This window comes from Kribbella antiqua, assembly GCF_004345665.1.
Lineage (GTDB): Bacteria > Actinomycetota > Actinomycetes > Propionibacteriales > Kribbellaceae > Kribbella > Kribbella antiqua.
On record NZ_SLWR01000018.1, the window covers coordinates 32,651 to 58,921 of the forward strand.

Below are 26,271 nucleotides of genomic sequence, written 5' to 3' on the forward strand. Positions count from 1 at the left end.
TTATTACCTTCCTGAGTGGGCGCTGATCAGCGCTTGGAGATGCTGGTCTTCGGGGTGGGCCGCCTGCCATCCGGCCAGGTCCGCCCAGCGGGGCGCGGCGTCGGCGCCGCCGAGCCGGGTGACCGACAGCGCCGCGGTCAGCGCGGCGAACCGCACCCGCTGCTCGAGTGGCAGCTGCCACAGCGTGGCCGCGATGAAGCCGGCGGCGAACACATCACCCGCCCCGGTGGTGTCCGCCGCCTGCACTGGATACGCGGGTACGACGACGCGCTCGCCGGTGGTGGAGTCGATGGCTTCGGCGCCCGCCGCGCCGTTCGACACCACGACCACCGGGACCTTGGCCGCGAGTTGCTCGAGCGCTGCCGTCGGGGACGTCGTACGGGTGTAGCTCATGGCCTCGTCGGCGTTCGGGAGGAAGACGTCGCAGTGCTCGAGCTGGTCGAGGACTGCGGGGTCCCACTGCTCCGAGGGGTCCCAGCCGACGTCGGCGAACACCACGCTGCCGGCCGCCTTCGCTTTCGCCAGCCACTCATTCGGCCACGGTCCGATGTGGGCGGCGACTGCTCGGGCAGCCGGCGGCGCGGTGATCAGCTCGTCAGCCGACAACAGGGGAGGGGTGCCCCTGGTGACCAGTGCCCGGTCGTTGTCATAGGCAAGGGCCACCGTGAGAGGGGTCTGCCAGCCGGCGAGCTTGCGGGAGAGAGTCAGATCGATGCCTTCGTGCTCGAGGCTTTGCCAGACCCGGTCGCCAATGTCGTCCGCGCCGAAGGCGGCGGCCAGGCCGGTGCTGAGGCCGAGGCGGGCGAGGGCGACGGCGAAGTTGGCGATGCCGCCGGGGCTCTCCGCGGAGTCGGTGGCCCAGACCTCGGTGCCGGGACGCGGCGCGGTGGGCAGGCCGAGCACCAGGTCCTGGAAGACCAGACCGGACACGACCACGTCCAGCTCACCCATCCGTCAGCACTCTCCTGCACTGTCGATCAAACTCGTTCATGGATTCTGGATCTCTCGCGCAGTATCCGCAATAGCTGATCAAGATTTTGAGTGAAAATGACGGAGTTTGCATGATACGGTCTCTCCGTGTTGCCAAAGCAGCGGCAGGATCAGATCGTCCGCGCGCTCCGGGCCGACGGCGCCGGCGGCGTGAAAGTGCTGGCCTCCCGGCTGGGCGTGAGCGAGGCGACGATCCGCCGCGATCTCGAGCAGCTGCACGAGGAGGGCCGGTTGACCCGCGTGTACGGCGGTGCGCTCGCGGTCGACGGCGGTGACGAGCCGTTCGCCGACGTCAACGCCGTACACACCGAGGAGAAGGACCGGATCGCGCGGCGGGCGGCCGAGCTGGTGAACGACGGCGAGTCGGTGCTGCTCGACATCGGTACGACGGCTCTGCGGGTCGCGCAGCATCTGCACGGCCGGTCGCTGACGGTGGTGACGAGCAACCTCGCCGTACTGGAGGAGCTGCAGAACGACGAGCAGATCGAGCTGATCATCCTCGGCGGCTTCGTCCGGCGTAGTTACCGCTCACTGGTCGGATATCTGACCGAGGAGAGCCTGCGGCAGATCCACGTCGACTGGCTGTTCCTCGGGACCAGCGGAGTCCGGCCGGACGGGCGGGTGATGGACAGCACGATGATCGAGGTGCCGGTGAAGCGCGCCATGATCAACGCCGCCGACCGGGTCGTGCTGCTCGCGGACGCGACGAAGTTCCCGGGGCATGGGGTCGCGCGGGTCTGCGAGCCCAGTGAGCTCTCCATGGTGGTGACCGAACCCGACGCCGACAAGGCAACCCGGGTGCAACTGACTGAAGCAGGCGTAGAGGTGGTGTTGGCGTGAGGCTCACGATCCTCGGCGGCGGTGGGTTCCGGGTGCCGCTCGTGTACCAGGCGTTGCTGGGCGATCGCGGCGAAGGTCGCATCACGTCGGTGGTTTTGTACGACGCCGACCGGGCGCGGCTGGCGTCGATCGGGGCGGTGCTCCGGCAGCAGGCGGCTGGCGTCACGGATGCGCCTGTGGTGACCGAGACGACGGACTTGGATGAGGCGCTGCGAGGCGCCGACTTCGTGTTCTCCGCGATCCGGGTGGGTGGTCTGGAAGGCCGGACCGTCGATGAGCGGGTCGCGCTGGATCTCGGCGTACTCGGGCAGGAGACGGTCGGGGCGGGTGGGATCGCTTACGGGCTGCGGACGCTGCCGGTTGCGGTGGGGATCGCGCAGCGGGTGGCTGCGGTGGCGCCGGAGGCTTGGGTCATCAACTTCACCAACCCGGCTGGGATGGTGACCGAGGCGATGATCCCGTACCTGGGCGACCGGGTGATCGGCATCTGCGACTCGCCGTCGGGGCTGGGCCGCCGCGCTGCGCTGGCGATTGGTGTGGACCCTTCGACTGCGTTTTACGACTACGCGGGGCTCAACCACCTCGGGTGGCTGCGAGGGCTGCGGTCTGGTGGCGTGGATCGGCTGCCCTCGTTGCTGGCTTCTGCTGAAGGGCTGGCTTCCTTTGAGGAGGGGCGGCTGTTCGGGGTCGAGTGGCTGCGTTCTCTGGGGGCGATCCCGAACGAGTACCTGCATTACTACTACTTCGCTCGCGAGACGCTGGCCGCCGTACAGGGGGTTCGGCAGACGCGGGGGACGTTCCTGCTGGAGCAGCAGTCGGCCTTCTACGCGGAGACCGCGCGGCGGCCGGAGCAAGCGCTGGAGTTGTGGCAGAAGACCCGGGCCGAGCGCGAGTCGACGTACATGGTGGAGAGCCGTGAGGTCGCGGACGCGGGGGAGCGGGACGAGCGGGATATGGCGGCCGGCGGGTACGAACAGGTCGCGCTGTCGCTGATGCGGGCGATCGCCCACAACGAGCGGGCGTCCCTGATCCTGAACGTGCGGAATCGCGGCGTACTGCGGCACCTGGATGACGATGCTGTGGTCGAGATTCCGTGCACGGTCGACGCCAACGGCGCGCTGCCGGTGAGCGTGTCCCAGCTGACCGACCACCAGGCCGGGCTGGTCTGCTCGGTGAAGGCCGTCGAACGCTCCACCATCGAGGCAGCCGCGGGCGGCTCCCGCGCAGCCGCCCTCCGAGCCTTCGCCTGGCACCCCCTGATCGACTCCGTCACCGCCGCCGGCAAACTCCTCGACGCCTACGCCACCCAACTCCCCGCCCTAGCCCCCTTCCGCCCCTAACCCCCTCCGCCCTCCCCGCCCCCGCGCCTCGCCTAAGGCCTCGGGTTGGTTGCTTGGGATGGGATCTGGCACAATGGCCTGCTGAGTCCGTCCAGGTTCTGTGCAGCCCTCTAACTCCACTGCCTGGCCGGCCCATTCGAGTGGTCACCCGTTGTCCCCACGACGCTGTGCTGCTCACCCAGACATGTATCCAAGGGAGTTCCCACAAACGTGGCAGTCAAGATCCGTTTGAAGCGCATCGGCAAGAAGCGTGCGCCGCACTACCGCATCGTCGTGATGGACGCCCGGACCAAGCGGGACGGCCGGGCCATCGAGGAGATCGGCAAGTACAATCCGAAGGCCGAGCCGTCGTTCATCCACGTCGAGTCGGACCGGGCGCAGTACTGGCTCGGCGTCGGCGCGCAGCCGACCGAGGCCGTCGAGGCGATCTTCAAGGCTTCCGGCGACTGGCAGAAGTTCAAGGGTGAGGCCGCTCCGGCGCCGCTGCGGGTCAAGGAGCCGAAGCGGGACAAGCAGGAGATCTTCAACGAGGCCCTCGCCGAGGCGCACGGCACGCTGAAGACCGAGGCCGTCACCGCCAAGAAGACCGCGGCCAAGAAGACGGCTCCGAAGTCCGACGACACCGTGAAGGACGACGCGCCGAAGGCCGACGAGCCGAAGGCTGAGGCTGCCGAGGCCGCGCCGGCCGACGACGCCAAGGCCTGACCATGATGGAGACCGAGGCGCTCGAGCACCTGGTCCGAGGCATCGTGGACAACCCTGACGACGTCAGCGTCCGGGCGCGCAACCTGCGCCGCGGCCGCACCCTGGAGGTGCACGTGCACCCCGACGACATCGGCAAGGTGATCGGCCGCAACGGCCGGACCGCCACCGCCATCCGTACCGTCGTCGGCGCACTCAGCTCCGAGTCGTCGCTCCGGATCGACTTCGTCGACGAGTTCAACCGCCGCGGCGGCCGCCGCTGACGCAGGCAGTCCACGAAGGGCCGTACCCCATTCCGGGTGCGGCCCTTCGCCGTACTCCTGCAGCGTTGCTTGACAGAATGTCCATGACGGTGGGCAGAGATCAGAGAGGTTTGTGCGGTGTTGGTGACTGTCGGGCGGATCGGCCGGGCGCATGGGATCAAGGGCGAGGTCGGGGTGGACGTCCGGACGGACGAGCCGGATCGCCGGTTCGCTGACGGCGCGACCCTGGTCACGGACTCCAAGGTGCCGCGCACCCTCACTGTCGCCGCGAGCCGGTGGCACAGCGGGCGGCTGCTGGTGAAGTTCGCCGGCGTGCCGGACCGGACGGCGGCCGAGCAGCTCCGCAACCTGGTCGTCCAGGCCGAGGTCGACGAGAACGAGCGCCCGGAGGACCAGGAGGAGTACTACGACCGCGAGCTGATCGGCCTCGCGGTCCGGACCTCCGACGGCGCCGAGGCGGGTGAGGTGATCGACGTCGTACACCTGCCCTCGCAGGACCTCCTGGAGATCCGTCGCCCGGCCGGCAACGCCGTACTGGTGCCACTGGTCGAGGAGCTCGTTCCGGAGATCAACGTGGACAAGCAGTACGTCGTAGTCGCCGACCGGCCGGGTCTGCTGGACCCGGAGGGCGCTGAGGTGGTTCCGACCGAGCCGGACGCGGACTGATGAGGCTGGACGTCGTCACGATCTTCCCGGAGTACTTGGCCGCGCTGGACGTCTCTCTGGTCGGCAAGGCGGCGAAGAGCGGGCTCCTGGACGTCCACCTGCACGACCTACGCGACTGGACCCACGACCGGCACCGGACCGTCGACGACACCCCGTACGGCGGAGGCGCGGGCATGGTGATGAAGCCAGAGCCGTGGGGCGAGGCTCTCGACGCCATAGCGCCCCCTGATGGCCCCACCCAGCCGCGGCTGATCGTGCCGACGCCTGCGGGCCGCCCGTTCACCCAGGAGCTGGCTTACGAGCTTGCCGCCGAGCCCTGGCTAGCCTTCGCCTGCGGCCGCTACGAGGGCATCGACGCGCGCGTTGCGTCGTACGCGGGGGAGCGGATGCGGGTCGACGAAGTGTCCATCGGCGACTACGTGCTCAACGGCGGCGAGGTCGCCGTACTGGTGATGGTCGAGGCAGTGGCACGCCTCCTGCCCGGTGTGATCGGCAACCCGGAATCCCTGTCCGAGGAGTCCCACTCCGGCGACGGCCTGCTCGAGTACCCGGTCTACACCAAGCCCCCGAGCTGGCGCGGCCACGACGTACCAGAGGTGCTCCTGTCGGGTAACCACGGCCTGATCGCCGCCTGGCGTCATGAAGAGTCAGTACGACGCACTGCGGAGCGCCGGCCGGATCTGCTCGCAGCCTGGGGCGATGCGGTCTCCGGGAAGGACGATGCAGCGTCGCAGGTCCGCGTGCTGCCAGCCACTGAGGCTGACGCCGGTGAGATCCACACGCTGCAGCTGGCGGCCTTCCTGTCGGAGGGACGGGCGTACGAGGACCTGACCATCCCGCCACTGGCCGAGGACCCGGAGGCGAGTGTCCAGCGGCTCAAGCAGGGCGGCGTTCTGAAGGCTGTGGCGGGCGGCCGGATCGTCGGCTCAGTCCAACTGACCGTCGACGGCTCAGTCGGCCGTGTCGGTCGGCTGATCGTCGCGCCCGACTGGCAGGGCCGTGGCCTGGGCGCGCGCCTGCTGCGGGTGGCGGAACAACTCGCGCCCGCCGGCGTCACGTCGTACGAGCTGTCCACGGGTGCGCAGAGTGAGCGCAACCTCGAGCTGTACCGGAAAGCCGGTTACCGTGAGGTACGGCGTGAACAACAGACCGCGAAGGTTGAACTGGTGCTGCTGGCCAAGCGCCGGCGGCGCTGAACACGCGGCGCTGATTTCGTTGTCGCTGGCCCGGTGTGGCAAGATTGTTCGCTGCTGCCCTTCGGTGCTCCTGCCACAGGGGGTGACCACCGCACGGCAGCATCTTGATGACTTTCACCATCGACCTTTCGTGGGTGACCTGTGGCACGCGCGAGGAAGAGACACCTGATGAGCAACGTCCTGAACGAGCTCGACAACGCGAGCAAGCGCGACGACATCCCCGCCTTCCGTCCCGGTGACACCGTCAAGGTGCACGTCAAGGTCGTCGAGGGCAACCGGTCCCGCGTCCAGGTGTTCCAGGGTGTCGTGATCCGCCGCCAGGGTGGTGGCCTGCAGGAGACCTTCACGGTCCGCAAGGTCAGCTTCGGTGTCGGCGTGGAGCGGACCTTCCCGCTGCACACCCCGATCGTCGAGAAGGTCGAGGTCGTCACCCGCGGTGACGTCCGCCGGGCCAAGCTCTACTACCTGCGCGAACTGCGCGGTAAGGCAGCCAAGATCAAGGAGAAGCGGGACGTCCCGGCCTCCTGAGTCTCTGACGACGACGGTCACCTATGGCGCCGAGCACTGCGACTCGCGCTCGCCCTCGCCCGGTTGCCAGGAGGGCACGTCGCAGCAAGGGACGACACCGCAGGCTGAAGCAGCGGAATCCGCTGCTCAGCCTGCTCGTCGAGATGAGCACGGTCACCGTGCTCGCGCTCGTCATCACGGTCGTACTGCGGCTGTTCGTCGCGGAAGCGTTCTACGTACCGTCGGAGTCGATGTACGACACGCTGACCACGAACGACCGGATCCTGGCCGAGAAGATCAGCTACATGCACCGGGACGTGGACCGCGGCGACATCATCGTCTTCAAGGACCCCGGCAACTGGCTGAACGAGGAGCAGGCCGAGCCCGGACCGTTCCGCCGGCTCGGTGAGTTCGTCGGCATCCTGCCGCGCAGCGGCGAGGGCCATCTGGTCAAGCGGGTGATCGGCGTCGGCGGCGACCGGGTCATCTGCTGCGACAAGGCCGGCCGGATCACCGTGAACGGCATCCCGCTGGACGAGCGGGAGTACCTGCTCAAGGACGCCAAACCGTCGCTGCAGCCCTTCAACGTGCTGGTGCCGGCGGGTCATCTGTGGGTGATGGGGGACAACCGTGCCGAATCCGCCGACTCCCGCGCCCATATGGGCGGCCCCGGTGGCGGATTCGTGCCGGTCGAGAACGTGGTTGGCCGGGCCTGTTGCGTAATCTGGCCGTCTGACCGGATGACGATGCTGCGTCTTCCGGAAACCTTCAAGAACCCGGGGCTGAAGAAGTGACAGACACACCGACCACGACGTCCGAGAAACCCGAGAAACCCGCCCACCGCTCGGGCTTCGCGGCCGCCGCCCGAGAGTTCGTTCTCATCGTGGTCGGAGCGCTGATCGTCTCGTCGATCCTGCGCGCCTTCGTCGGGCAGATGTTCATCATCCCGAGCGAGTCGATGGAGAACACCCTGCTGGTCGGCGACCGGGTGGTGGTGGAGAAGCTCACCGACGTCAAGCGCGGCGACGTGGTCGTGTTCGAGGATCCGGGCGGCTGGCTCGGACCGGAGGAGAGCGGCCAGAAGCGCGGCTCGATCGGCCGGTTCTTCGAGGTGGTCGGCCTGCTGCCGGACTCCAGCCACGGGCACCTGATCAAGCGGCTGATCGGCATGCCTGGCGACAAGGTCGCCTGCTGCGACTCCCAGGGCCGGATCCTGGTGAACGGCCAGCCGCTCGCCGAGACCGGTTACCTGTATCCGGGTGACGCGCCGTCGCAGATCGAGTTCCAGGTCACCGTGCCGGCCGGGAAGGTCTTCGTGATGGGCGACCACCGGTCCGCCTCCGGCGACTCCCGGGTTCACTTGAGCGACACCAGTCCGTCCGGCGGCAGTCCTGGCGACGCTGCCTTCGTCCCGATGGACAAGATCACGGGCCGCGCCATCTTCGTCGTCTGGCCGGCCGGCCGCTGGGCCAAACTCGGCGTCCCCGACACGTTCAAAGCAGTCCCAGCCCCGGGCCCCGCCCCCAGCAAACCTTCCATCTCCCTCACCGCCCCCGCAAAAAAGTAAGCGAGACCCCTAGGGTGGATTGTGTGGAGTGGGGTGTAGTGCGGAGGCTCGGATGAGTGTGATGCCGCGCGGGAGCACGGTGCGGCGGGATGCCGGGTTGTACGGGTACGAGCGAGCGCTTCGGCGTGTCGGCCTGGACCCGATCGCCGGGGTGGACGAGGCAGGCCGCGGCCCGTGCGCCGGCCCACTCGTCGCGGCCGCGGTGATCCTGCCGGACGGTAAGCGCGGCCAGATCCCCGAGCTCGCCGACTCCAAGCTCCTCACCGCCAAGGCCCGGGAACGCTGCTACGACGAGATCCGCAAACGCGCCCTGGCCTGGTCGGTCGTCTCCATCGAAGCCACTGAGTGCGACCGCCTCGGCATGCATGTGGCCAACGTCGAAGCCCTTCGCCGCGCCTTGTTCCGGCTCGACGTACGCCCGTCGTACGTGCTGACGGATGGGTTCGGCGTCGACGGACTCGGCGTACCGGGGCTGGCGATTTGGAAGGGTGACCGCGTGGCGGCTTGCATCGCCGCGGCGTCTGTGATTGCGAAAGTGACCCGCGACCGGGTGATGGAGCACTGGGACCAGGTGTATCCCCAGTACGGTTTCGGGATTCACAAGGGGTATTGCACGCCGGAGCACCAGGCGGCACTGGACGAATACGGCCCGTGTCCGCAACACAGACGGCGGTTCGAGAATGTCCGCCGCAGTCTGCGGCCCGATATGGGACAGAATGTGACCAGTCCCACCGGAGTGGAGAGCCGATGAGTGCTGACGACCTCGAGAAGTACGAGACCGATATGGAGCTGCAGCTCTATCGGGAGTACAAGGACGTCGTCGGGATCTTCAAGTACGTCGTGGAGACCGAACGGCGCTTCTACCTGTGCAACGCCGTCGACCTGAAGGTCCGTACCGAGGGCGGCGACGTGTACTTCGAAGTGACGATGGCCGACGCGTGGGTCTGGGACGTCTACCGCTCCGCCCGCTTCGTCAAGAACGCGAAGGTCGTCACCTTCCGCGACGTCAACATCGAAGAACTCGCCAAGTCCGACCTGGAAGTCCCCAAAGACTCCGACTTCGGCCGCTGACCCTCCCACCACCCACCCACCCGCTGACGGCGACGGTGGCGCCTCGTCACGCAGTTGGGGGGTCGGCTGGTGGGGTGGTTGGGGTCAGGCGCCAGCCTTGGTCGTTGTACTCGATGAGGGCTAGGTCGGCGAGGGTTTCGAGGCATTCCTGGGTGGTGTCGAGGTCGAGGCCTGCTGTGGTGGCTATGCGGGTGGCGGGGACTGGGGTGACGATCGGGACGGCGTCCAGGGTGCGGCGGACGTCGTGGGAGAGGCGGTCGATCGGGTTCGGCTCGGCTTGGGGGTATGGGGTCAGGCGGGTGCCGAAGGGGGAGATCGCCTCGACGATGTCTGCGACGTTGGTGACGAGTACGGCGTCGCGTTCGCGGATCAGGACGTGCGCGCCCTCGGACATGCGCGACGTGATCGGGCCCGGGACGGCGAGGACGGCACGACCGCATTGGTCTGCCCAACCTGCGCTGTTCAGCGCTCCGCTGCGAACTGCGGCCTCGATCACGACCGTGCCCAGGGTGGCCGCGGCGATCAGGCGGTTGCGCGAGAGGAACCGCAGCCTGGTCGGCGAACACCCTGGCGGCAGTTCGCTCATCACCAGCCCTTCGGCCACGATCCGGTTGAACAGTGCCGAGTTGGTCTTCGGGTAGCTGACATCGACTCCACACGCCAGCACAGCCACTGTCACTCCGGAGCCCGCCAGCGCCCCGCGATGAGCGGCCGCGTCGATCCCGAAGGCACCCCCGGACACGATCGTGTACCCGGTCTCCGCCAGTCCGGCTGACAGCTCGGCGGCGACATGCTCGCCGTACGTCGAGCACGCGCGGGCACCCACCATCGCCACAGATCGCTCAAGCACCTGTCGCAGGTTCGCCGGGCCGCGGACCCACAACCCGAACGGCACCCCGCCTCGTCGGCTCAGCTGGCCGGCGTCCGCGAGTACCTCGACCTGCTCCGGCCATTCGTCGTCCCCGGGAATCACGAACCGCGCGCCGCTGGCCGCCGCTCGCTCCAGATCTCGCTCGGGCTCGACCTCAGCCAGCCGTGTGCTCCACCGCTCCATCCCTGGAACCTTCCGCCGCAGCGCCTCCCAGATCTCCGCCGCGCCCAACCCCGCAAACGCCTTCAGCGCCGCGGGATCGCCCGGCTCCACCACTCGGGACAAACCCGCCCGGGCTAGCCGCTCGTCGTCGGCCCCGGCAATCGAGGCGTCGGCCGGCCCGCCGCTGCCGCCCACTCCGGCCGCGTCCGGGGCTGCAGGAGGCGTCGGCGGTGTGCCCGCTTCGGTGGCTGAAGCGGGCGATGGCGAAGCTGGAGCGTCGCCTGAAGATGCCGTCGGCAAGTAGTTCTGGGGCTTGGTTGAGAGCGTCATGCTGCGGTTCCTTTGAGGGGGCGGGCGTCGGCGAGGGCGGTGAGGGGTTCGCCGGAGCGGAGTTGGAAGGCTTGGTGGGTGAGCTCGCGGGTGGGCGTGTCGATGCCTTGGAGATCGGCCAATGTCCACGCCACGCGGACGACACGGTCGAAACCGCGGGCGGTGATCCGACCAGCGGCGTACAGATCCTCGAGCAGCCGTTGGCTGGCGCCGTCGAGTGGGAACTCGCGGCGCAGCACTGGGCCTGGGACCTCGCTGTTGAGGATCCATCCGGTGTCGCGGTAGCGGAACGCCTGCCGATCGCGGGCAGCTCTGACCCGCTCGGCCACGACGGCTGTCGACTCGGCTGTCTCGCCGTCGGTGATGGTGCGCGCGGCCGGGAGGATCTGGCGCTGGATGTCGAGGCGGTCCTTGATCGGACCGCTGATCCGTTGCCGGTAGCGCGCCAGCACGTGAGGCGTGCAGTTGCAGATTCCCTGATTCGTGCCGGACAACCCGCACGGACACGGATTGGCCGCGAGCACGAGCATGAACCGAGCCGGGAACTTCGCGACGGCCGCCGACCGGTGCACCTCGACGAACCCGGACTCCAGTGGCTGCCGCAGCGTGTCGAGGGTCAGCGGGTGCATCTCGGGCGCTTCGTCGATGAACAAGATCCCCCGATGCGCGCAGCTGATCGCGCCCGGCCGCGGCATCCCCGAGCCGCCGCCGACCAGGCTCGACAGCGACGCCGTGTGGTGTGGAGCGATGAACGGCGGGCGGACGACGAGTTCGGCGTCGTTGGTCAGCAACCCGGCAAGCGAGTGCACCGCCGAAACTTCCAGAGAGTCGTCCGTGCTGAGGTCCGGCATCAGCCCGGCGAGTCGCTCGGCCAGCATCGTCTTGCCCGATCCTGGCGGTCCGTGCAGGAACAGGTGATGACCGCCGGCCGCGGCCGCTTCGATCGCCCGCCGGCCCTCGTGTTGACCGATGACGTCGTCCAGGTCGACCTCTGGAACCCGCGTCAGCGACTCGGACAGCAACCGCGGCTCGGCCCGCGGCGGCGCCTCGTCCGGGATCTCGTCCCCGCGCAGGATCGCCAGCACCTGCCGCAGCGACCGTACGCCGTACACGTCGATACCGGGCACCAGTCGCGCCTCGCCCGCATTCAGCTCGGGTACGACGATGCGGTCGAAGCCGGACCGGGAAGCGGCCAGCGTCATCGCCAGCGCGCCACGGACCTCGCGCACCCGTCCGTCGAGCCCGAGTTCGCCGATCATCGCCGAGCGCCGCAGCGAGCTGATGTCGAGCACTCCGGCGGCTGCGAGCAGGGCGCAGGCGATCGCGACGTCGTAGTGCGAGCCGGTCTTGGGCAGCGTGGCTGGCGAGAGCCCGATGGTGACCTTGCGGTCGGGGAATCGCTCGCCGCTGTTCACCACCGCGGCCCGGACCCGGTCGCGAGCCTCGGACAGCGACGCGTCCGGTAGCCCGATCAAGGTCGTCTTCGGCAGGCCTTGGGCGATGTCTGCCTCGACCTCGACCAGGTGACCTTCGAGACCGACCAACGCGACCGACCACGTCTGTGCGAGAGGCATCAGGCCGCCCCCCGCACATGGTCGACCCTGGGCGGCGTGTTGTGCTCGAAGAACACCGCGAGGATGTCGATCCGGACCGCGGCCGGCGTGAGGTCGTGCGTCTGCAGCCAGCGGCCGGCCAGCTTGCGGAGCGTCGCGAGCTTCCGATAGGTGATCGACTCCAGCGGACTGCCGTAGTTGAGCCCGCGGCGGGTCTTCACCTCACAGACGACCAGCGTGTCGCCGTCACGCGCGACGATGTCGATCTCGCCGAGCTCGCAGCGCCAGTTGCGCTCGAGGATGGCGAAACCTTCGGTCGTGAGATACCTCGCGGCGAGATCTTCGCCGTACTGCCCGACTGCCTTCTTGGTCCGCATCGATGACCACCTCCGGCTAAGAACATGCCGGGATCAGCCACCGATTTCAGACCCGATTTCAAGCCTGTGGAAAACGCGAAGAGGCAGGGCGTCAGCTGCGCATGTGTTTGCCGCGGGTGGGCTTCTGCGGCGGCGTACGCACTGCGCGGAGTTCGTCGCTTGTCCGGTCCGTCTCGGTGCGGACCGTCTGCATGCCGCCGGTGCCGGGATCGGTGTCACCGATGTCGAAGTCCCAGCTGTCCTCGTTGGCCAGCCGGCTGTGCCACCGTCCGTACAGGCCGTAGATGGCCAGCCCGAGCAGCATCCAGATGACGAACTTCGTCCAGGTGCTGGTGTTCAGGTTGAGCATCAGCCACAGCGTCGCCGCCAGCGACAGCAACGGGATCAGCGGCACCATCGGGACCCGGAAGCCGCGCTCGAGGTTCGGCTCGGTCCGGCGCAGCCTGAGGACACCGACCGCACAGAACGCGAAGCAGAACAGCGCACCCATCACCAGCAGCTCTTCCAGCTCGAGCACCTTCGGGTACAGCGTGAGCGCCAGCGCGGCGAAGCCGGCCGCGGTCGCCGCCCGGGCCGGGGAGGAGTACACCCGGCTGACCCGGCCGAGGCTCTTCGGCAGCAGGCCGTCACGTCCCATGTTGAACAGCACTCGGCTCTGTGCGATCAGCACAACCATGATCACCGTCATCAGCGCGAGCAACGCCCCGAGGTTGACCACCTTCGCGGCCCAGCCGACGCCGACGGCGGCAAGCGCCTCAGACACTGGCGCACTTCCGCCGAGCTGCTTGTACGGCCGCATCCCGACCAGTACGACGGCCATCGCCAGGTAGAGGATCGTGACGGCGCCGACGCCGAGCAGCATGCCCTGCGGCACGGTCTTGCGCGGGCTGCGGGCGTCCTCGGACGCGGTCGCGATCAGGTCGAAACCGATGTAGGCGAACACGATCGTGCTGGCCGCGGTGAAGATGCCCATCACACCGAACCCGCCGAACGAGGAGTCGAGGATCCAGCCGAGCAACGTCGGGCTGGCCTCGGCCGGTGCGGCCATCGCGGGCGGCACGAACGGGTGGTAGTTGTCCATGTTGATGTGCCGGGCACCGACCACGACCACCAGCAGGATCACGGCGACCTTGGCGATCACGACCACGGTCAGCACCCGGGCGGACAGCTTCGTCCCGGTCACGATCATCGCGGTCAGGATCAGCAGCAGCAGGGGCGCGACCAGGTTGACCTTCGCATCAGGCCCGAAGAAGCGGGCAAGGTTCTCGGGCAGGGTGACGCCGAAACCTTGGAGTGTTGCCAGGAAGTACGCCGACCAGGCGCGGGCGACGATCGCGGCCGCGGTCACCAGCTCCAGCACGAGCGCCCAGCCGACCAGCCAGGCCCACATCTCGCCGAAGGTCACGTAGCTGAAGGTGTAGGCGCTTCCCGAGACGGGAATGGTGGACGACAGCTCGGCATAGCAGGCGGCGGCCAGCAGGCACACGATGGCAGCGATGACGAAGGACAGGATCACGGCCGGACCGGCGCCGGTGGCCGCCTGGTTGCCGCTGATCCTGAAGATGCCGGACCCGATCATCACGCCCAGGCCGAGTACAACCAGGTCGCGACGACCGAACAGGCGCGGCAGACGGTGCCGCGCGTCCTCGACTCGAGTGAACGCCGACTCGACCGGCAGGCGCCGGCCTACGGTCTGTCCGTTCGCTGAGGGGGCCATGGTCAGGGGTGCCTCCGTTGCTACTAGGGCAATCGGGCCGAACAGTAGTCGACCGTCGGGCTATCGACCAGACCTCCCTTCGTCGGCCACCGCGCGGTGGCTTGCGATGCCAGGTCCGCTCCCGCATGGTCGAACCATGGCGCCGGACGATGTCAGCGAACCAGCAACTCTGCCCGAAGGATTCGCTGCGTTACTGGCTGACTACGAACGGCATCTGACGGCGGAAAGAGACCTCAGCAGGCACTCGGTCAGAGCGTACATCGGCGACGTCGAGGATTTACTCGAACATTTGATTCGGCTTGGTCACAAAGAGCTGGAGGCCCTCGACATCCGCGGTCTGCGGTCCTGGCTGGCCAAGCAGCAGAGCCTCGGCAAGGCACGCAGCACGATGTCACGACGGGCGACTGCCGCACGTGTCTTCACCGCCTGGGCACACCGGACCGGCCGGATCAGCACGGACCCAGGAGCACTCCTGGCAAGTCCCCGCCCGCACAAGAGCCTGCCGGGCGTGCTCGGTCAGGCTGACACGCGTGCCGTGCTCGACGCGGCGGCCGTCGCGGCGGACGACGGCAGCCCGGTCGGGCTCCGCGATCTGGCGATCATGGAACTCCTCTACGCGACCGGCATCCGCGTCGGCGAGCTCTGCGCACTCGACATCGACGACATCGACCAGTCCCGGCGGGTCGTCCGCGTCTTCGGCAAGGGCCGGAAAGAACGCTCCGTCCCGTACGGCGTACCCGCCGCCGACGCGCTGCGTCGATGGCTCGAGGAAGCCCGCCCACAGCTGGTCCGGGCCGGCAGTGGTCCCGCGGTGTTCCTTGGCGCGCGCGGCGGCCGCATCGACCAGCGCGCCGTACGACGTCTTGTGCACGAACGCATCGGTGTCGTCGACGCCCCCGATCTGTCGCCGCACGGGCTTCGCCACACGGCCGCGACGCATTTGCTGGAAGGCGGTGCGGATCTCCGAAGCGTTCAGGAACTCCTCGGTCATGCCTCGCTGGCGACCACGCAGATCTATACCCACATCTCCACCGACCGACTCCGCCGGGCCTACGAACAGGCTCACCCCCGCGCCTGATTCGTCGTGTGTCAGCGGGTGGGTGCGGCGGGGCAGGCGGAGAATGGGGCAGACTGCGGGGCATGCGGGTTTCGGCGAAGTCTGACTATGCGTTGCGGGCGCTGATCGAAATCACCCAGCGATGGGTGGCCAACGACCCCTCGGTGGTGTCCGCCGAGGAGCTCAGTCGTGCGCAGGGGATTCCGCACGGGTTCCTGCAGGGCATCCTGGCCGACCTTCGGCGCGCGGGCGTGCTGACCAGTCAGCGCGGGCAGTCCGGCGGGTGGAAGCTGGCGGTGGATCCGAACGAGATCTCCGTCGCCGACGTGATGCGCGCGGTGGACGGGCCGATCGTGAGTATCTCAGGCGTCCGGCCCGAGAGCGTCGCGTACAACGAGCGGGCCGTGGTGCTGCAGCGCGTCTGGATCGCCGCTCGAGCGAGCCTGCGGGACGTGCTCGAGCACACCACGCTCACCGACCTCGCCAAGAACAAGCTCCCGGCCGGCGTCGAACGCCGCTCCCGCGACGAAGACGCCTGGCAAGCCCGCGTCCCCGGTAGCTGAGCCGACCGGAGCCAAGCCTGCCCGGCTAGTGGCGCCTGATCATGAGGCCGCCGGCGATGGTGAGGACTGCGGCGGCGCCGACGACGGCCGCAGCTGTCCGTTCGCCCCGGGGAGACGGTGGACTGCCGCTGAGCTCGCTGCGCACCTCGGGCTGCGGTGGGTCCGAGCCTGCAGGGGCCTCAGGTTGAGCCCAAGCTGGGACCGCGCTGAGCGGCGGTTGGGGTGAAGCCGCACTGAGCGGTAGGAGCCGCACCGGCCGGTCTGGGAGCAAGGTCAGTGGGTTGAGGTACTGCTTGCCCTGCAGAAGGCCCCAATGGAGACAGGTTGCAGGTGCGCAGTGGGAGCCGGCGGCGGACAGGCGTCCGATGACCGTGCCGGGCGTGACCGCGGCGCCGACCGCAACGGCAGGCACGATCGGTTCGTAGGTTGTGCGGCGTGCGCCGGTGGTCACCACGACGACACCTCGGCCGGCGAGTTGACCGGCGTACGTGATCGTGCCGGCGGTCGCGGCGCGGACCGGTTGGCCGGGGGAGCCGGCCAGGTCGACACCGCGGTGGCCGGGCAGCCACGGTTTGGCCGGCAGTTCGAAGCCATGGACTACCCGGGGGCGTGGTTCAAGCGGCCAGACGGTCTCGGTGCTGGGTTGAGGGGTCAGGAAGGCGAGGGTCAGCAGGATGAGGTTCATGCCTGAAACATGCCGTGAAACCAGCTGATCACGGACGGTGAATTCGCCGCCTGTGGACAACCGGTGCCGAGTTCGCATCCGCCCGCGCGGTCCCGTACACTTCCGGTGGCGTCCCATGCGAGTGGGGCGACTTCGCACGCCCGAATACCAGCGCGTTCTCCTCGGTCCCGGCCAGTCCGGGATGGGTCCGCGCCGCGGGCGTCAGGCGCGGGGGACCAGCCGGTTCACCGCGGGACAACCGAGACAGCGCCCGATCGAGTGACCGGGCGCGACAGGAGGAAACACCCTCATGGCCGTAGTGACCATGAAGCAGCTCCTTGAGAGCGGCGTGCACTTCGGGCACCAGACCCGGCGCTGGAACCCGAAGATGAAGCGCTACATCCTCACCGAGCGCAACGGCATCTACATCATCGACCTGCAGCAGTCGCTGTCGTACATCGACCGCGCCTACGAGTTTGTCCGGAGCACTGTCGCCTCCGGCGGCGCGATCCTGTTCGTCGGCACCAAGAAGCAGGCCCAGGAAGCGATCGCCGAGCAGGCGACCCGGGTCGGCATGCCGTACGTGAACCAGCGCTGGCTGGGCGGCATGCTCACCAACTTCCAGACCGTCAACAAGCGGCTCCAGCGGCTCAAGGAGCTGGAGCTGATCGACTTCGACGACGTGGCCGGCTCCGGTGTCACCAAGAAGGAGCTGCTGCAGAAGCGGCGCGAGCACGACAAGCTGCTGAAGACCCTCGGCGGTATCCGCGACATGGCCCGGGTTCCGGCCGCCGTGTGGATCGTGGACACCAAGAAGGAGCACCTCGCGGTCGACGAAGCGCGCAAGCTGAAGCTGCCGATCATCGGCATCCTGGACACGAACTGCGACCCGGACGAGGTCGACTTCCCGATCCCGGGTAACGACGACGCGATCCGCTCGGTCGGCCTGCTCACCCGCGTGGTCGCCGACGCCGTCGCCGACGGCCTGATGGCCCGCTCGGGCCAGGGCGCCGCCGCGGCCGGTGAGGAGCTGGGCCAGGAGGAGCCGCTGGCCGCCTGGGAGCGCGAGCTGCTGGAGAGCCAGAACGGCACCGCCGAGGCCAAGCCCGCCGACGCGCCGGCCGCCGAGGTCAAGGCCGAGGCCGCCGAGGTCAAGGCCGAGGAGACCCCGGCTCCGGAGGCCCCCGCTGCCGAGGCTCCGGCCGCCGAGGCCGACAGCCCGAAGACCGACGAGGCCTGATCACCTGAGCCGCCCGGACTTCGTCGTACGACGATCCGGGCGGCCAGCCCGGCCGGACGGCCGGAGCAGGCACCCGGGGCACCGAACCCGGACCAGCCCCGACCCGGCCGACCATCAGCTGACGCACCCACAAGACGAGAGAACGAGGAATGGCGAACTACACCGCCGCTGACGTGAAGAAGCTCCGCGACGCCACCGGCGCGGGCATGATGGACGCCAAGAAGGCGCTCGAGGCGACCGACGGCGACTTCGAGAAGGCGATCGAGGAGCTGCGCATCAAGGGCGCGGCCAAGGCCGCCAAGCGCGGCGCCGAGCGCTCCGCCACCAACGGCCTGGTGGCCGCGGCGGAGAACGCGCTGGTCCAGCTCAACTGCGAGACCGACTTCGTCGCCAAGAACGAGCAGTTCCAGCAGCTGGCCGCCGACATCGTCGCGCACGCCGCCGCCAGCAAGGTCGGCGACATCGAGGGCCTGCTGGGCGAGAAGCTGGCCGACGGCAAGAGCGTCGCCGAGAACATCGAGGCGCTCGCCTCGGTCATCGGCGAGAAGCTCGAGCTCGGCAAGGTGGCCGTGTTCGACGGCCAGGTGACGGCGTACATGCACAAGCGCGCCGCGGACCTGCCGGCCCAGGTCGGCGTGCTCGTCGAGTTCGAGGGCGACAACGTCGACGCCGCCCGTGGCGCCGCCATGCAGGCCGCCGCGATGCGCCCGCTCTACACCACCCGCGACGAGGTCCCGGCCGAGACGGTCGAGAACGAGAAGCGGATCGCCGAGGCGACCGCCCGCGAGGAGGGCAAGCCGGAGCAGGCCCTGCCGAAGATCGTCGAGGGCCGGGTGAACGGCTTCTTCAAGGAGGTCGTGCTGCTCGAGCAGCCGTCGGTCCAGGAGAGCAAGAAGACCGTGAAGGCCGTGCTGGACGAGGCCGGCGTGACCGTGAAGCGGTTCGCCCGCTTCGAGGTCGGCGCCTGAGCCGCTGAAGGACCAGCAAGCAACGATCGAGGAGGCCGGAGTCGTGACGGAAACCCTGGGTACCGAGACGAGTCCGGCCTTTTCGCCGGCCTATCACCGGGTGCTGCTGAAGCTGTCGGGTGAGGTGTTCGGCGGCGGCAAGCTCGGCGTCGACCCCGACGTGGTGAACTCGATCGCCAAGCAGATCGCCGAGGTGGCCCGGGCCGGTGTCCAGGTCGCCGTGGTCGTCGGCGGCGGCAACTTCTTCCGCGGCGCCGAGCTGCAGCAGCGCGGGATGGAACGCAACCGCGCCGACTACATGGGCATGCTCGGCACCGTGATGAACTGCCTGGCACTGCAGGACTTCCTGGAGAAGCTCGGCATCGAGACGCGGGTGCAGACCGCGATCACGATGGGCCAGGTGGCCGAGCCCTACATCCCGCGCAAGGCCGAGCGGCACCTGGAGAAGGGCCGCGTGGTCATCTTCGGCGCCGGTTCCGGGATGCCGTACTTCTCCACCGACACCGTCGCCGCCCAGCGCGCGCTGGAGATCGGCGCGGAGGCGCTGCTGATGGGCAAGCAGGGCGTGGACGGGGTCTACGACTCCGACCCGAAGAAGAACCCGGACGCGGTCAAGTTCGACCAGCTCTCGTACGACGACTTCCTCGCCCGCGGCCTGCGGGTCGCCGACGCCACCGCGATCAGCCTGGCCCGGGACAACGCGCTGCCGATCGTCATCTTCGGCCTGGAGGAGGGCAACATCGCCCGGGTCGTGCACGGCGAGAAGATCGGTACGGTCGTTTCCCCAGGTCAGTAGCCCCTGGTACGGCGTACCCGCCTGTACTACTAGGATCATTCGACACGGGTTGATGTCCGTTATCTGGTAGACCTGCGTTCGTAGGGTTGGAGTGGCCGCGCTCAGGGCGGCCCTGAGGAAGCGAGGAATGTCGTGATCGACGAAGCTCTCCGCGAAGCCGAGCAGAAGATGGCGAAGGCCGTGGAGGTCGCGAAGGACGACTTCGCCGCGATCCGCACCGGCCGGGCGCACCCGCAGATGTTCGCCAGCATCCTGGCCGACTACTACGGCACGCCGACGCCGCTGCAGCAGCTGGCCGGCTTCCAGGTGCCGGAACCGCGCACGGTGCTGATCTCGCCGTACGACAAGGGCGCGATGAACGCCATCGAGAAGGCGATCCGCGACTCCGACCTGGGCGTGAACCCGGGCAACGACGGCGCCGTGATCCGGGTGGTCATGCCGCAGCTGACCGAGGAGCGGCGCAAGGAGTACATCAAGGTCGCCAAGACCAAGGCCGAGGAGGCCAAGGTCTCGGTGCGCAACATCCGCCGGCACGCCATGGACCAGGTGCACAAGACCGTCAAGGACGGCGACGCGGGTGAGGACGAGGGCAAGAGTGCTGAGAAGCGGCTCGACGGGTTGACGAAGAAGTACGTCGACTCGATCGACGAGCTGCTCAAGCACAAGGAAGCCGAACTGCTCGAGGTGTGATGGGCGTCGACAGTACGCCTGCGCCGAGTCCCAGCCCGAGCCGCGCCGGGCGGAACTTGCCCGCGGCGATCGCGGTCGGTGTCGGCCTCGGCGCGCTGATCCTCGGATCGCTGTTCTGGCAGAAGGTCCTGTTCACCGTCCTGGTGCTGGCCGTCGTGCTGGTGGCCGTCGACGAGATGATCAAGGCGCTGCGCACCGGCGGCGCGGTCATCCCGCGGATCCCGCTGTTCGCCGGTACGACGGCGATGCTGGCGGCGGCGTACTTCGGTGGGCCGATGGCATTGCTGGTCGCGCTGGCGATCACGGTGCTGGCGACGATCTTCTGGCGGATGCCAGGTGGTTCGGTCGGGTTCGTCCGCGACGCCAGCGCCGGAGTGTTCCTGATCGGCTATGTCCCGCTGCTGGCCGGGTTCGCGATCCTGCTGGTCCAGCCGGAGGCGGACGGCCCGGAGCGGGTGGTGACGTTCTTCCTGGTCGTCGTCGCCAGCGACGTCGGCGGCTATGCGGCCGGTGTCCTGTTCGGGAAGCATCCGATGGCTCCGACGATCAGCCCGAAGAAGTCCTGGGAGGGCTTCACCGGCTCGACTCTGGCCTGCATCGGCGCGGGTATCGCCGGCGTCGTTTGGCTGCTGGACGGGCACTGGTGGGTCGGTGTCATCATCGGCGCGGTCGCCGTCTGCACCGCGACAGTGGGCGATCTCGGCGAGTCGATGATCAAGCGTGACCTCGGCATCAAGGACATGTCGAACCTGCTGCCCGGTCACGGCGGTGTGATGGACCGCCTGGATTCGCTGCTGGCAACGGCGCCCGCGGTGTGGCTACTGCTCCATCTACTCGTCAAGTGAGGACCGCATGACTATCGCCCCCGACGGCCGCACGCTGAGCAACGACGTCGTACGCCTCGACCGGCTCGAAGCCCGCGACATCGAACCCCTGTACGACGCGATCGCCAGCGAGCAGGTGTATGCCAGCGGCTTCGGCGGCGGCGTCGCCGGACTGCCTGCGAGTGCGGACGAAATGGCCGAGCAGTGGATCGAGTCGTCTGCGCAGCGGGTCGCTTACGTGGTGCGGCTGGTTGCCGACGGCACTGTTGTCGGTACGACGAGTCTCGGCGACGTCGACCTCACCAACGAATCGGTCCACCTCGGCTGGACCGGGTACGCGCCGTCGGTGTGGGGGACCGCGGTGAACCCGGCCTGCAAGCTCCTACTGCTGCGTCACGCCTTCGAGGACTGCGGCTTCGGCCGAGTCAAGATCCAGACCGGTACGGCGAACACCCGGTCGCAGGCCGCGATCGCCAAACTCGGCGCGACCCGTGAGGGCGTCCTGCGCCGGCACAAGAAGCTGGCGGACGGCTCCTTCCGCGACACAGTCGTCTTCTCGATCCTGGCCGACGAGTGGCCAGAGGTCCGCAAGCGGCTGGAAGACCGGATCAGCTGAGCTCCGCCAAGAACGCGTACGACTTCAGCAGGTCTGCTCGGTCATAGGTGTTGGTCGTGATCAGCACTTCGTCAGCCGCCGTACGACGTACCAGACCGCCCAGAGCGGCATCCACCTCGGCTGGAGTGCCGTAGATCTGCCCGCGCAGCGACTGCTCGAAGAACTCTCGCTCCTCGAGCTCATGTCCCGCTCCTGCACCGGCTCCAGTGGCGGGAAGACCCCACGCGTGCGTGAGTAGGCACTCGACCACGCCTCAGGCAGCAGGATCTGTCTGGCCTCTTCCGTCGTTGCCGCAACTGCCACAGTCACCGCGAGTACGACGTACGGCTGCGGAGCCCAGGTGGATGGCTTAAAGGCTGCCCGGTAGCGGTCCACAAGCAGCTCTGCCCCAGGTCGCCCCGCAATGACCAGCGGGAGCCCTAGTGATGCGGCAAGGAGCGCGCCTTCGCCGATGGCCAGGATGAAGGGCGGGACGCGCAGCCCTTCGCCCGGGCGAGCGTGGACCTGGTTCTGCTGTGTGCCTTCGAAGTACCCGAGGAGTTCTTGGACCTGCGCGGCGAAGTCGTCAGCCGAATCGACGCCCAGCGCGCGGCGGACGCCGTTGGTGAAGCCAACTGAGCGACCGAGGCCCATGTCGATCCGGCCGGGGTAGAGCGACTCGAGCACGCCGAACTGCTCTGCAACCACCAGGGGCTGGTGGTTCGGCAGCATCACGCCGCCTGTGCCGACGCGGATCCGGCTGGTGTTGGCAGCAACCGCTGCCGCGAGCACTGTCGGCGCTGAGCCGACCACTCCAGGGACGCTGTGGTGCTCAGACACCCAGAAGCGCTTGTAGCCGAGCTCCTCCACCTGCCGCGCGAGCTCGAGAGTCCCACGCAGTGTCTCGGCTTCCGACTCGCCGACCCGAGTGCGGGACCGATCCAGCACCGATAGCGGAACACCAAGCACGTGTGGTCCAACTGCTCAAAGCGAGCGGTCATTCCCCGAGCAGAAGCCGCAAGTCCTCCCGGAACCGGTCGCGGTCGGGCAAGGGAGCCAGGAACTCGCGTTCCACCTCCAGCCGGACCTGCTCTGCGTCGGCGAAGACGTCCTCGCCAGTGTTCGTCAGTACGACGACATTGCGACGCCTGTCCTCCGGACTGCGCCGACGCTCGACCAGTCCGCGTTCCTCCAAGCTGTCGAGCAGATCACCGATCGATGTCCGGTCGACGCGAAGCCGCCCCGCGACCTCGAGCTGCGACAGCGGCTCCCCGGAAGCCACTGCGGCCAGTACGGCGAGATCGCGGCCGTTGATACCGAATGGCTGCAATGCCTTTGCCTGTTCCTCGGTCAGTCGCGCCTGGACGTGTTTGAGCAGATACCCCAGCCGGTCGGACATGGATCGAATCTACCGCCAAGCTGATCGTCAGGAGTGCTGATCATCAGATACGCTGACGATTATGGAACTGACCTTCGGACTCAAGACCACCCCGATGCACCTCGACTACGCCGACATTCAGCGCGTCTGGCTGGAGGCGGACGAGCTGCCCGAGTTCCGCGACGCCTGGCTGTGGGACCACTTCCTCCCGCTCGCCGGACCGAAGGACGGCCAGATCCTCGAGGGCTGGACGCTGCTCGCGGCACTCGCGGCCCAGACCCGGCGGCTCCGCTTCGGTCTCCTGGTGACCAGCAACCGGATCCGCCCGCCGGCGGTCCTCGGCAAGATCGCCAGTACGCTCGACGTGATCTCCGGCGGCCGCCTGGTCATGGGCCTCGGGGCCGGCGGTACTCATCAACCCGGTGACAACCCGGCCGTCGCCGAATACGCGGCGTACGGGCTGGACCTGGTCCCGCCGGGGGAAGGCGTCGAGCGGCTGCGCGAGACCATCGCGATCCTGCGCGGGATGTGGACGCAGGACGTCTTCGACTTCCACGGCCGCTACTACACCCTCGAGCAGAACCGGAACGAGCCGAAGCCGATCCAGCGCCCCGGCCCGCCGCTGCTGATCGGCGGTTTCGGCGACCGGATGCTGCGCCTGATCGCCGAACACGCCGACATCTGGAACGTGCCCGGCCCGCCGCACAACGACTTCGGCTTCCTCGCCGAACGCTCCCGCCGCCTCGACGCGGAATGCGCCCGCATCGACCGCGACCCGCACGACCTGACCCGCTCGCTGCAGTTGATCGTCCAGTACGACGACCCAGCCGCCAGCCGATCCGTCGTACGCCGCTCGATCGATCTGGGGTTCAACCACATCGTCCTGGCGCTGCCACGTCCGTACCCCGACCACCCCGCCCGCTGGCTCCGCGACGAGATCGTCAAACCGGTCCTCGAAGTGAACCCCAGCACGTCCGGGCACGTGAATTTGTGAAGCGTCGGGGCTCCAGGCGACAATGGGCAGGCTATGACTACCTCCCTCCCGCTTGTTTTCGATGAGCCGCGCCGTGCCAAGAAGCCGCCGCGGCATTTGGCCGATCTCACTGGGGAGGAGCGCCGGACGGCGATCGCGGCGCTGGGTGAGCCCGCGTTCCGGGCCAAGCAGCTGTCGAATCACTACTTCTCCCGGCTGGTGTCCGACCCGGCCGAGATGACCGATCTGCCGGCCGCCACCCGCGACAAGCTGGTAGCGGAGCTGATGCCGCCGCTGCTGACGCGCGTACGCGACCTGGAGTGCGACAACGGCCAGACCCGCAAGACGCTGTGGAAGCTGCTTGACGGCTCGCTGGTCGAGTCGGTCCTGATGCGGTATCCGGACCGCGTCACCATGTGTGTGTCGTCCCAGGCGGGCTGCGGGATGGCGTGCCCGTTCTGCGCGACCGGTCAGGCCGGGCTGACCCGCAATATGAGTACGGCGGAGATCGTCGAGCAGGTCGTCGACGGTGCGCGTGCGTTGTCGCGCGGTGAGATCGCGGGCGGTCCCGGCCGGGTCAGCAACATCGTCTTCATGGGCATGGGCGAGCCGATGGCCAACTACAAGGCCGTGATCGGCGCGGTCCGGCGGTTCACCGACCCGTCGCCGGAGGGGCTTGGGATCTCGGCCCGTGGAGTGACCGTGTCGACGGTCGGCCTGGTGCCGCGGATCAACCAGCTGGCGACCGAGGGCATCCCGGTCACGCTCGCGCTGTCGCTGCACGCGCCGGACGACGAGCTGCGCGACGAGCTGGTCCCGATCAACAACCGCTGGAAGGTCGACGAGGTGCTCGACGCGGCCTGGGCGTACGCGCGCCAGACCAAGCGCCGGGTGTCGATCGAGTACGCGATGATCCGCGACATCAACGACCACGCCTGGCGCGCGGACCTGCTGGCGGAGAAGCTCGCGGCCCGCGGCGACTGGAGCTGGGTGCACGTCAACCTGATCCCGCTGAACCCGACCCCCGGCTCCAAGTGGACCGCGTCGGACCCAGCCGACGAGCGTGAGTTCGTACGGCGGTTGCAGGCCGGCGGCATCCCCACCACGGTCCGCGACACCCGCGGCCAGGAAATCGACGGCGCCTGCGGCCAGCTCGCCGCCGCGAACCGGTGATCCGGCCGGAGTTCACCGTCCGCCGTACCGGTGACAGGTATGAATGTGCGGATGTCGACGAGTTCGTCGACCGCATCATCGCCACGGTGAGCCGGCTGGCCACGCGGCCGGTGACCGTGGCTGAGCTCCGCGGGGTGGAGTTCCGGACGCCGCTGTTCAGCGCCGGCTACCCGGTGCACGAGGTGGACGAATTCCTCGCCGAAGCCGAGCAGTGGATGCCCGACCGCGCGTCCGCAGCCTCGAGGCAGCGGCGGGAAGCGCCGACGTTCAGCACGGTCCGGATGCGGGGCTACGACCCGCGCGAGGTCGACGAGTTCGTCGGCCGGGTGATGGCGACCGTCAACGGCGAGCCGGTCGAGCGTCCGGTGACGCCTCGCGACGTCCGCCGGGTGCAGTTCAATCCGGTCCGGCTGCACGAGGGCTACGACATCGTCGAGGTGGACCAGTTCCTGGACGAGGCCGAGGACTGGCTCCGCCGCGGCTGACCGTCAGGCCAGGCCGGCGAGGATCTTCGTGAGCTCGGCCGGCCGGGAGAACATCGGCCAGTGGCCGGTGTTCAGCTCGACCAGGCTCCACTGCGGGGACTCGAGCTGCTTGCGGACGACCGGCATGGGTTCGGCGCCGTCCATCAGGCACTTGATGTAGGTGGTGGGTAGGTCTGCGATCGGGCGGACCAGCTGGGCCGGCTCGGAGATCGCGCGGCCGGGGTGCGGCGTACTGCGGGCGACGATCAAGGCGATCGCGTCGTCGCTCAGGTCCTGATCGGCGTAGTCCTCGGCGGTGAGTGGTGGCCAGAGGCCGCCTGACTCGGCCAGCTGGCCTTCGACCCAGGCGCGGCCTTCGTCGGACCAGCCGTCGATGAACGACTGCCCGTCTGTGGGGATGTTCGAATCGACGTACACGACCCGACGTAGCCGGTCGCCGATCCGCGCGGCAGCCTGGCCTGCTGGGATCCCGGAGTAGCTGTGGCCGGCGACGACGACGTCGTACAGGTCGTTGGTCTCGATGACGGAGACGATGTCGTCGACATGCTGCGCCTGGCTGACCTGAGCGGCGTCCGGGCCGTGCCGCTCGGCGACACCGGACAGCGTCACCGGATACACCTCATGCCCCTCGGCCCGCAGCAGCGCGGCCACCTCATCCCACGCCCAGCCACCAAGCCACGCCCCCGGCACCAACACGAAGTTCGTCATGCCGG

The 26,271-nt window shown here is 68.5% G+C and carries 31 protein-coding genes; 22 read left to right on the forward strand and 9 right to left on the reverse strand.

What is annotated here, in order from left to right; all coding sequences use genetic code 11:
- Nucleotides 1-3: 3 nt before the first annotated feature.
- A complete protein-coding gene (locus tag EV646_RS36465; protein WP_132156986.1) occupies nt 4-951 on the reverse strand; it encodes a carbohydrate kinase family protein in 948 nt (315 codons plus the stop codon).
- 126 nt (nt 952-1,077) lie between these two features.
- Between EV646_RS36465 and EV646_RS36470 the strand changes: the two genes are divergently transcribed.
- The 11 genes from EV646_RS36470 to EV646_RS36520 all read left to right on the forward strand — a co-directional run bounded on the left by EV646_RS36470 (nt 1,078) and on the right by EV646_RS36520 (nt 9,142).
- The gene (locus tag EV646_RS36470) at nt 1,078-1,830 is read left to right on the forward strand and encodes a DeoR/GlpR family DNA-binding transcription regulator (protein ID WP_132156988.1); all 753 of its coding nucleotides are present in this window, start codon (nt 1,078-1,080) and stop codon (nt 1,828-1,830) included.
- The gene (locus EV646_RS36475) at nt 1,827-3,170 is read left to right on the forward strand and encodes a 6-phospho-beta-glucosidase (protein WP_132156990.1); all 1,344 of its coding nucleotides are present in this window, start codon (nt 1,827-1,829) and stop codon (nt 3,168-3,170) included. The genes EV646_RS36470 and EV646_RS36475 overlap by 4 nt, the downstream gene beginning before the upstream one ends.
- 210 nt (nt 3,171-3,380) lie before the next feature.
- On the forward strand, nt 3,381-3,875 hold the full coding sequence (gene rpsP, locus EV646_RS36480; protein WP_132156992.1) for a 30S ribosomal protein S16: 495 nt from the start codon (nt 3,381-3,383) through the stop codon (nt 3,873-3,875).
- Between the two features lie 5 nt (nt 3,876-3,880).
- Complete coding sequence (locus tag EV646_RS36485) at nt 3,881-4,135, forward strand: RNA-binding protein (RefSeq protein ID WP_132157149.1); 255 nt, start codon at nt 3,881-3,883, stop codon at nt 4,133-4,135.
- Between the two features lie 117 nt (nt 4,136-4,252).
- A complete protein-coding gene (rimM, locus tag EV646_RS36490; RefSeq protein ID WP_132156994.1) occupies nt 4,253-4,801 on the forward strand; it encodes a ribosome maturation factor RimM in 549 nt (182 codons plus the stop codon).
- On the forward strand, nt 4,801-5,997 hold the full coding sequence (trmD, locus tag EV646_RS36495) for a tRNA (guanosine(37)-N1)-methyltransferase TrmD (protein WP_132156996.1): 1,197 nt from the start codon (nt 4,801-4,803) through the stop codon (nt 5,995-5,997). The genes rimM and trmD overlap by 1 nt, the downstream gene beginning before the upstream one ends.
- A gap of 168 nt (nt 5,998-6,165) precedes the next feature.
- A complete protein-coding gene (gene rplS / locus EV646_RS36500) occupies nt 6,166-6,525 on the forward strand; it encodes a 50S ribosomal protein L19 (RefSeq protein WP_132156998.1) in 360 nt (119 codons plus the stop codon).
- Nucleotides 6,526-6,668: 143 nt separating this feature from the next.
- The gene (gene lepB / locus EV646_RS36505; RefSeq protein ID WP_241996560.1) at nt 6,669-7,298 is read left to right on the forward strand and encodes a signal peptidase I; all 630 of its coding nucleotides are present in this window, start codon (nt 6,669-6,671) and stop codon (nt 7,296-7,298) included.
- Entirely contained in the window at nt 7,295-8,071 is a 777-nt protein-coding gene (gene lepB, locus EV646_RS36510; RefSeq protein WP_132157002.1) for a signal peptidase I, read from the forward strand. The genes lepB (EV646_RS36505) and lepB (EV646_RS36510) overlap by 4 nt, the downstream gene beginning before the upstream one ends.
- Before the next feature lie 52 nt (nt 8,072-8,123).
- Nucleotides 8,124-8,822, forward strand: a complete 699-nt coding sequence (locus EV646_RS36515; protein WP_132157004.1) for a ribonuclease HII — start codon at nt 8,124-8,126, stop codon at nt 8,820-8,822.
- Complete coding sequence (locus tag EV646_RS36520) at nt 8,819-9,142, forward strand: DUF2469 domain-containing protein (protein ID WP_012922325.1); 324 nt, start codon at nt 8,819-8,821, stop codon at nt 9,140-9,142. The genes EV646_RS36515 and EV646_RS36520 overlap by 4 nt, the downstream gene beginning before the upstream one ends.
- Nucleotides 9,143-9,188: 46 nt before the next feature.
- On the opposite strand, the gene dprA is transcribed toward EV646_RS36520, so the two are convergent.
- The 4 genes from dprA to EV646_RS36540 all read right to left on the reverse strand — a co-directional run bounded on the left by dprA (nt 9,189) and on the right by EV646_RS36540 (nt 14,152).
- Nucleotides 9,189-10,505 (reverse strand): DNA-processing protein DprA, encoded by a 1,317-nt coding sequence (gene dprA, locus EV646_RS36525; protein WP_199237428.1) that lies wholly within the window; start codon nt 10,503-10,505, stop codon nt 9,189-9,191.
- Nucleotides 10,502-12,079, reverse strand: coding sequence for a YifB family Mg chelatase-like AAA ATPase (locus tag EV646_RS36530; RefSeq protein ID WP_132157006.1), 1,578 nt, complete (start codon nt 12,077-12,079; stop codon nt 10,502-10,504). Before EV646_RS36530 ends, dprA begins: the two co-directional genes overlap by 4 nt.
- Entirely contained in the window at nt 12,079-12,435 is a 357-nt protein-coding gene (locus EV646_RS36535; RefSeq protein WP_132157008.1) for a YraN family protein, read from the reverse strand. The genes EV646_RS36530 and EV646_RS36535 overlap by 1 nt, the downstream gene beginning before the upstream one ends.
- Nucleotides 12,436-12,526: 91 nt before the next feature.
- On the reverse strand, nt 12,527-14,152 hold the full coding sequence (locus tag EV646_RS36540; protein ID WP_132157010.1) for an APC family permease: 1,626 nt from the start codon (nt 14,150-14,152) through the stop codon (nt 12,527-12,529).
- A gap of 136 nt (nt 14,153-14,288) precedes the next feature.
- On the opposite strand from EV646_RS36540, the gene EV646_RS36545 reads away from it, so the two are divergent.
- Both EV646_RS36545 and EV646_RS36550 read left to right on the forward strand, forming a co-directional pair.
- Nucleotides 14,289-15,230: a tyrosine recombinase XerC gene (locus tag EV646_RS36545; protein ID WP_132157012.1), complete on the forward strand. Its 942-nt coding sequence runs from the start codon at nt 14,289-14,291 to the stop codon at nt 15,228-15,230.
- 62 nt (nt 15,231-15,292) lie between these two features.
- On the forward strand, nt 15,293-15,772 hold the full coding sequence (locus tag EV646_RS36550) for an RrF2 family transcriptional regulator (RefSeq protein ID WP_132157014.1): 480 nt from the start codon (nt 15,293-15,295) through the stop codon (nt 15,770-15,772).
- A 25-nt stretch (nt 15,773-15,797) separates the two neighbouring features.
- On the opposite strand, the gene EV646_RS36555 is transcribed toward EV646_RS36550, so the two are convergent.
- Nucleotides 15,798-16,457: a M23 family metallopeptidase gene (locus EV646_RS36555; protein WP_132157016.1), complete on the reverse strand. Its 660-nt coding sequence runs from the start codon at nt 16,455-16,457 to the stop codon at nt 15,798-15,800.
- 289 nt (nt 16,458-16,746) lie between these two features.
- On the opposite strand from EV646_RS36555, the gene rpsB reads away from it, so the two are divergent.
- The 6 genes from rpsB (at nt 16,747) to EV646_RS36585 (ending at nt 21,570) form a co-directional block, all read left to right on the forward strand.
- A complete protein-coding gene (rpsB, locus tag EV646_RS36560; RefSeq protein ID WP_132157018.1) occupies nt 16,747-17,676 on the forward strand; it encodes a 30S ribosomal protein S2 in 930 nt (309 codons plus the stop codon).
- Nucleotides 17,677-17,825: 149 nt separating this feature from the next.
- Complete coding sequence (gene tsf / locus EV646_RS36565; RefSeq protein WP_132157020.1) at nt 17,826-18,644, forward strand: translation elongation factor Ts; 819 nt, start codon at nt 17,826-17,828, stop codon at nt 18,642-18,644.
- A 43-nt stretch (nt 18,645-18,687) separates the two neighbouring features.
- The gene (pyrH, locus tag EV646_RS36570; protein ID WP_132157022.1) at nt 18,688-19,440 is read left to right on the forward strand and encodes a UMP kinase; all 753 of its coding nucleotides are present in this window, start codon (nt 18,688-18,690) and stop codon (nt 19,438-19,440) included.
- A gap of 135 nt (nt 19,441-19,575) precedes the next feature.
- Nucleotides 19,576-20,130: a ribosome recycling factor gene (gene frr, locus EV646_RS36575; protein ID WP_199237438.1), complete on the forward strand. Its 555-nt coding sequence runs from the start codon at nt 19,576-19,578 to the stop codon at nt 20,128-20,130.
- Nucleotides 20,130-20,975 carry a phosphatidate cytidylyltransferase gene (locus tag EV646_RS36580; protein WP_132157026.1) on the forward strand — a complete coding sequence of 282 codons (846 nt, stop codon included), beginning with the start codon at nt 20,130-20,132 and terminating at the stop codon, nt 20,973-20,975. The genes frr and EV646_RS36580 overlap by 1 nt, the downstream gene beginning before the upstream one ends.
- A gap of 7 nt (nt 20,976-20,982) precedes the next feature.
- Nucleotides 20,983-21,570: a GNAT family N-acetyltransferase gene (locus tag EV646_RS36585; protein ID WP_132157028.1), complete on the forward strand. Its 588-nt coding sequence runs from the start codon at nt 20,983-20,985 to the stop codon at nt 21,568-21,570.
- Between the two features lie 60 nt (nt 21,571-21,630).
- Here EV646_RS36585 and EV646_RS36590 read toward each other — a convergent pair whose 3' ends face one another.
- Together EV646_RS36590 and EV646_RS36595 are read right to left on the reverse strand one after the other, a co-directional pair.
- Nucleotides 21,631-22,518, reverse strand: a complete 888-nt coding sequence (locus EV646_RS36590) for an MsnO8 family LLM class oxidoreductase (protein ID WP_241996561.1) — start codon at nt 22,516-22,518, stop codon at nt 21,631-21,633.
- Nucleotides 22,519-22,546: 28 nt separating this feature from the next.
- A complete protein-coding gene (locus EV646_RS36595; protein WP_132157030.1) occupies nt 22,547-22,948 on the reverse strand; it encodes a MarR family winged helix-turn-helix transcriptional regulator in 402 nt (133 codons plus the stop codon).
- A gap of 61 nt (nt 22,949-23,009) precedes the next feature.
- On the opposite strand from EV646_RS36595, the gene EV646_RS36600 reads away from it, so the two are divergent.
- Genes EV646_RS36600 through EV646_RS40800 form a run of 3 tightly spaced genes read left to right on the forward strand, consistent with a single transcriptional unit; the run spans nt 23,010 to nt 25,558 of the window.
- Nucleotides 23,010-23,921 (forward strand): LLM class flavin-dependent oxidoreductase, encoded by a 912-nt coding sequence (locus EV646_RS36600; protein ID WP_132157032.1) that lies wholly within the window; start codon nt 23,010-23,012, stop codon nt 23,919-23,921.
- Nucleotides 23,922-23,954: 33 nt separating this feature from the next.
- Nucleotides 23,955-25,073 (forward strand): dual-specificity RNA methyltransferase RlmN, encoded by a 1,119-nt coding sequence (gene rlmN / locus EV646_RS36605; RefSeq protein WP_132157034.1) that lies wholly within the window; start codon nt 23,955-23,957, stop codon nt 25,071-25,073.
- Nucleotides 25,070-25,558 carry a DivIVA domain-containing protein gene (locus tag EV646_RS40800; protein WP_132157036.1) on the forward strand — a complete coding sequence of 163 codons (489 nt, stop codon included), beginning with the start codon at nt 25,070-25,072 and terminating at the stop codon, nt 25,556-25,558. Before rlmN ends, EV646_RS40800 begins: the two co-directional genes overlap by 4 nt.
- A gap of 3 nt (nt 25,559-25,561) precedes the next feature.
- Here the strand turns inward: EV646_RS40800 and EV646_RS36615 are convergent, their stop codons facing one another.
- Nucleotides 25,562-26,266 carry an alpha/beta fold hydrolase gene (locus EV646_RS36615; RefSeq protein ID WP_132157038.1) on the reverse strand — a complete coding sequence of 235 codons (705 nt, stop codon included), beginning with the start codon at nt 26,264-26,266 and terminating at the stop codon, nt 25,562-25,564.
- Between the last annotated feature and the right edge of the window lie 5 nt (nt 26,267-26,271).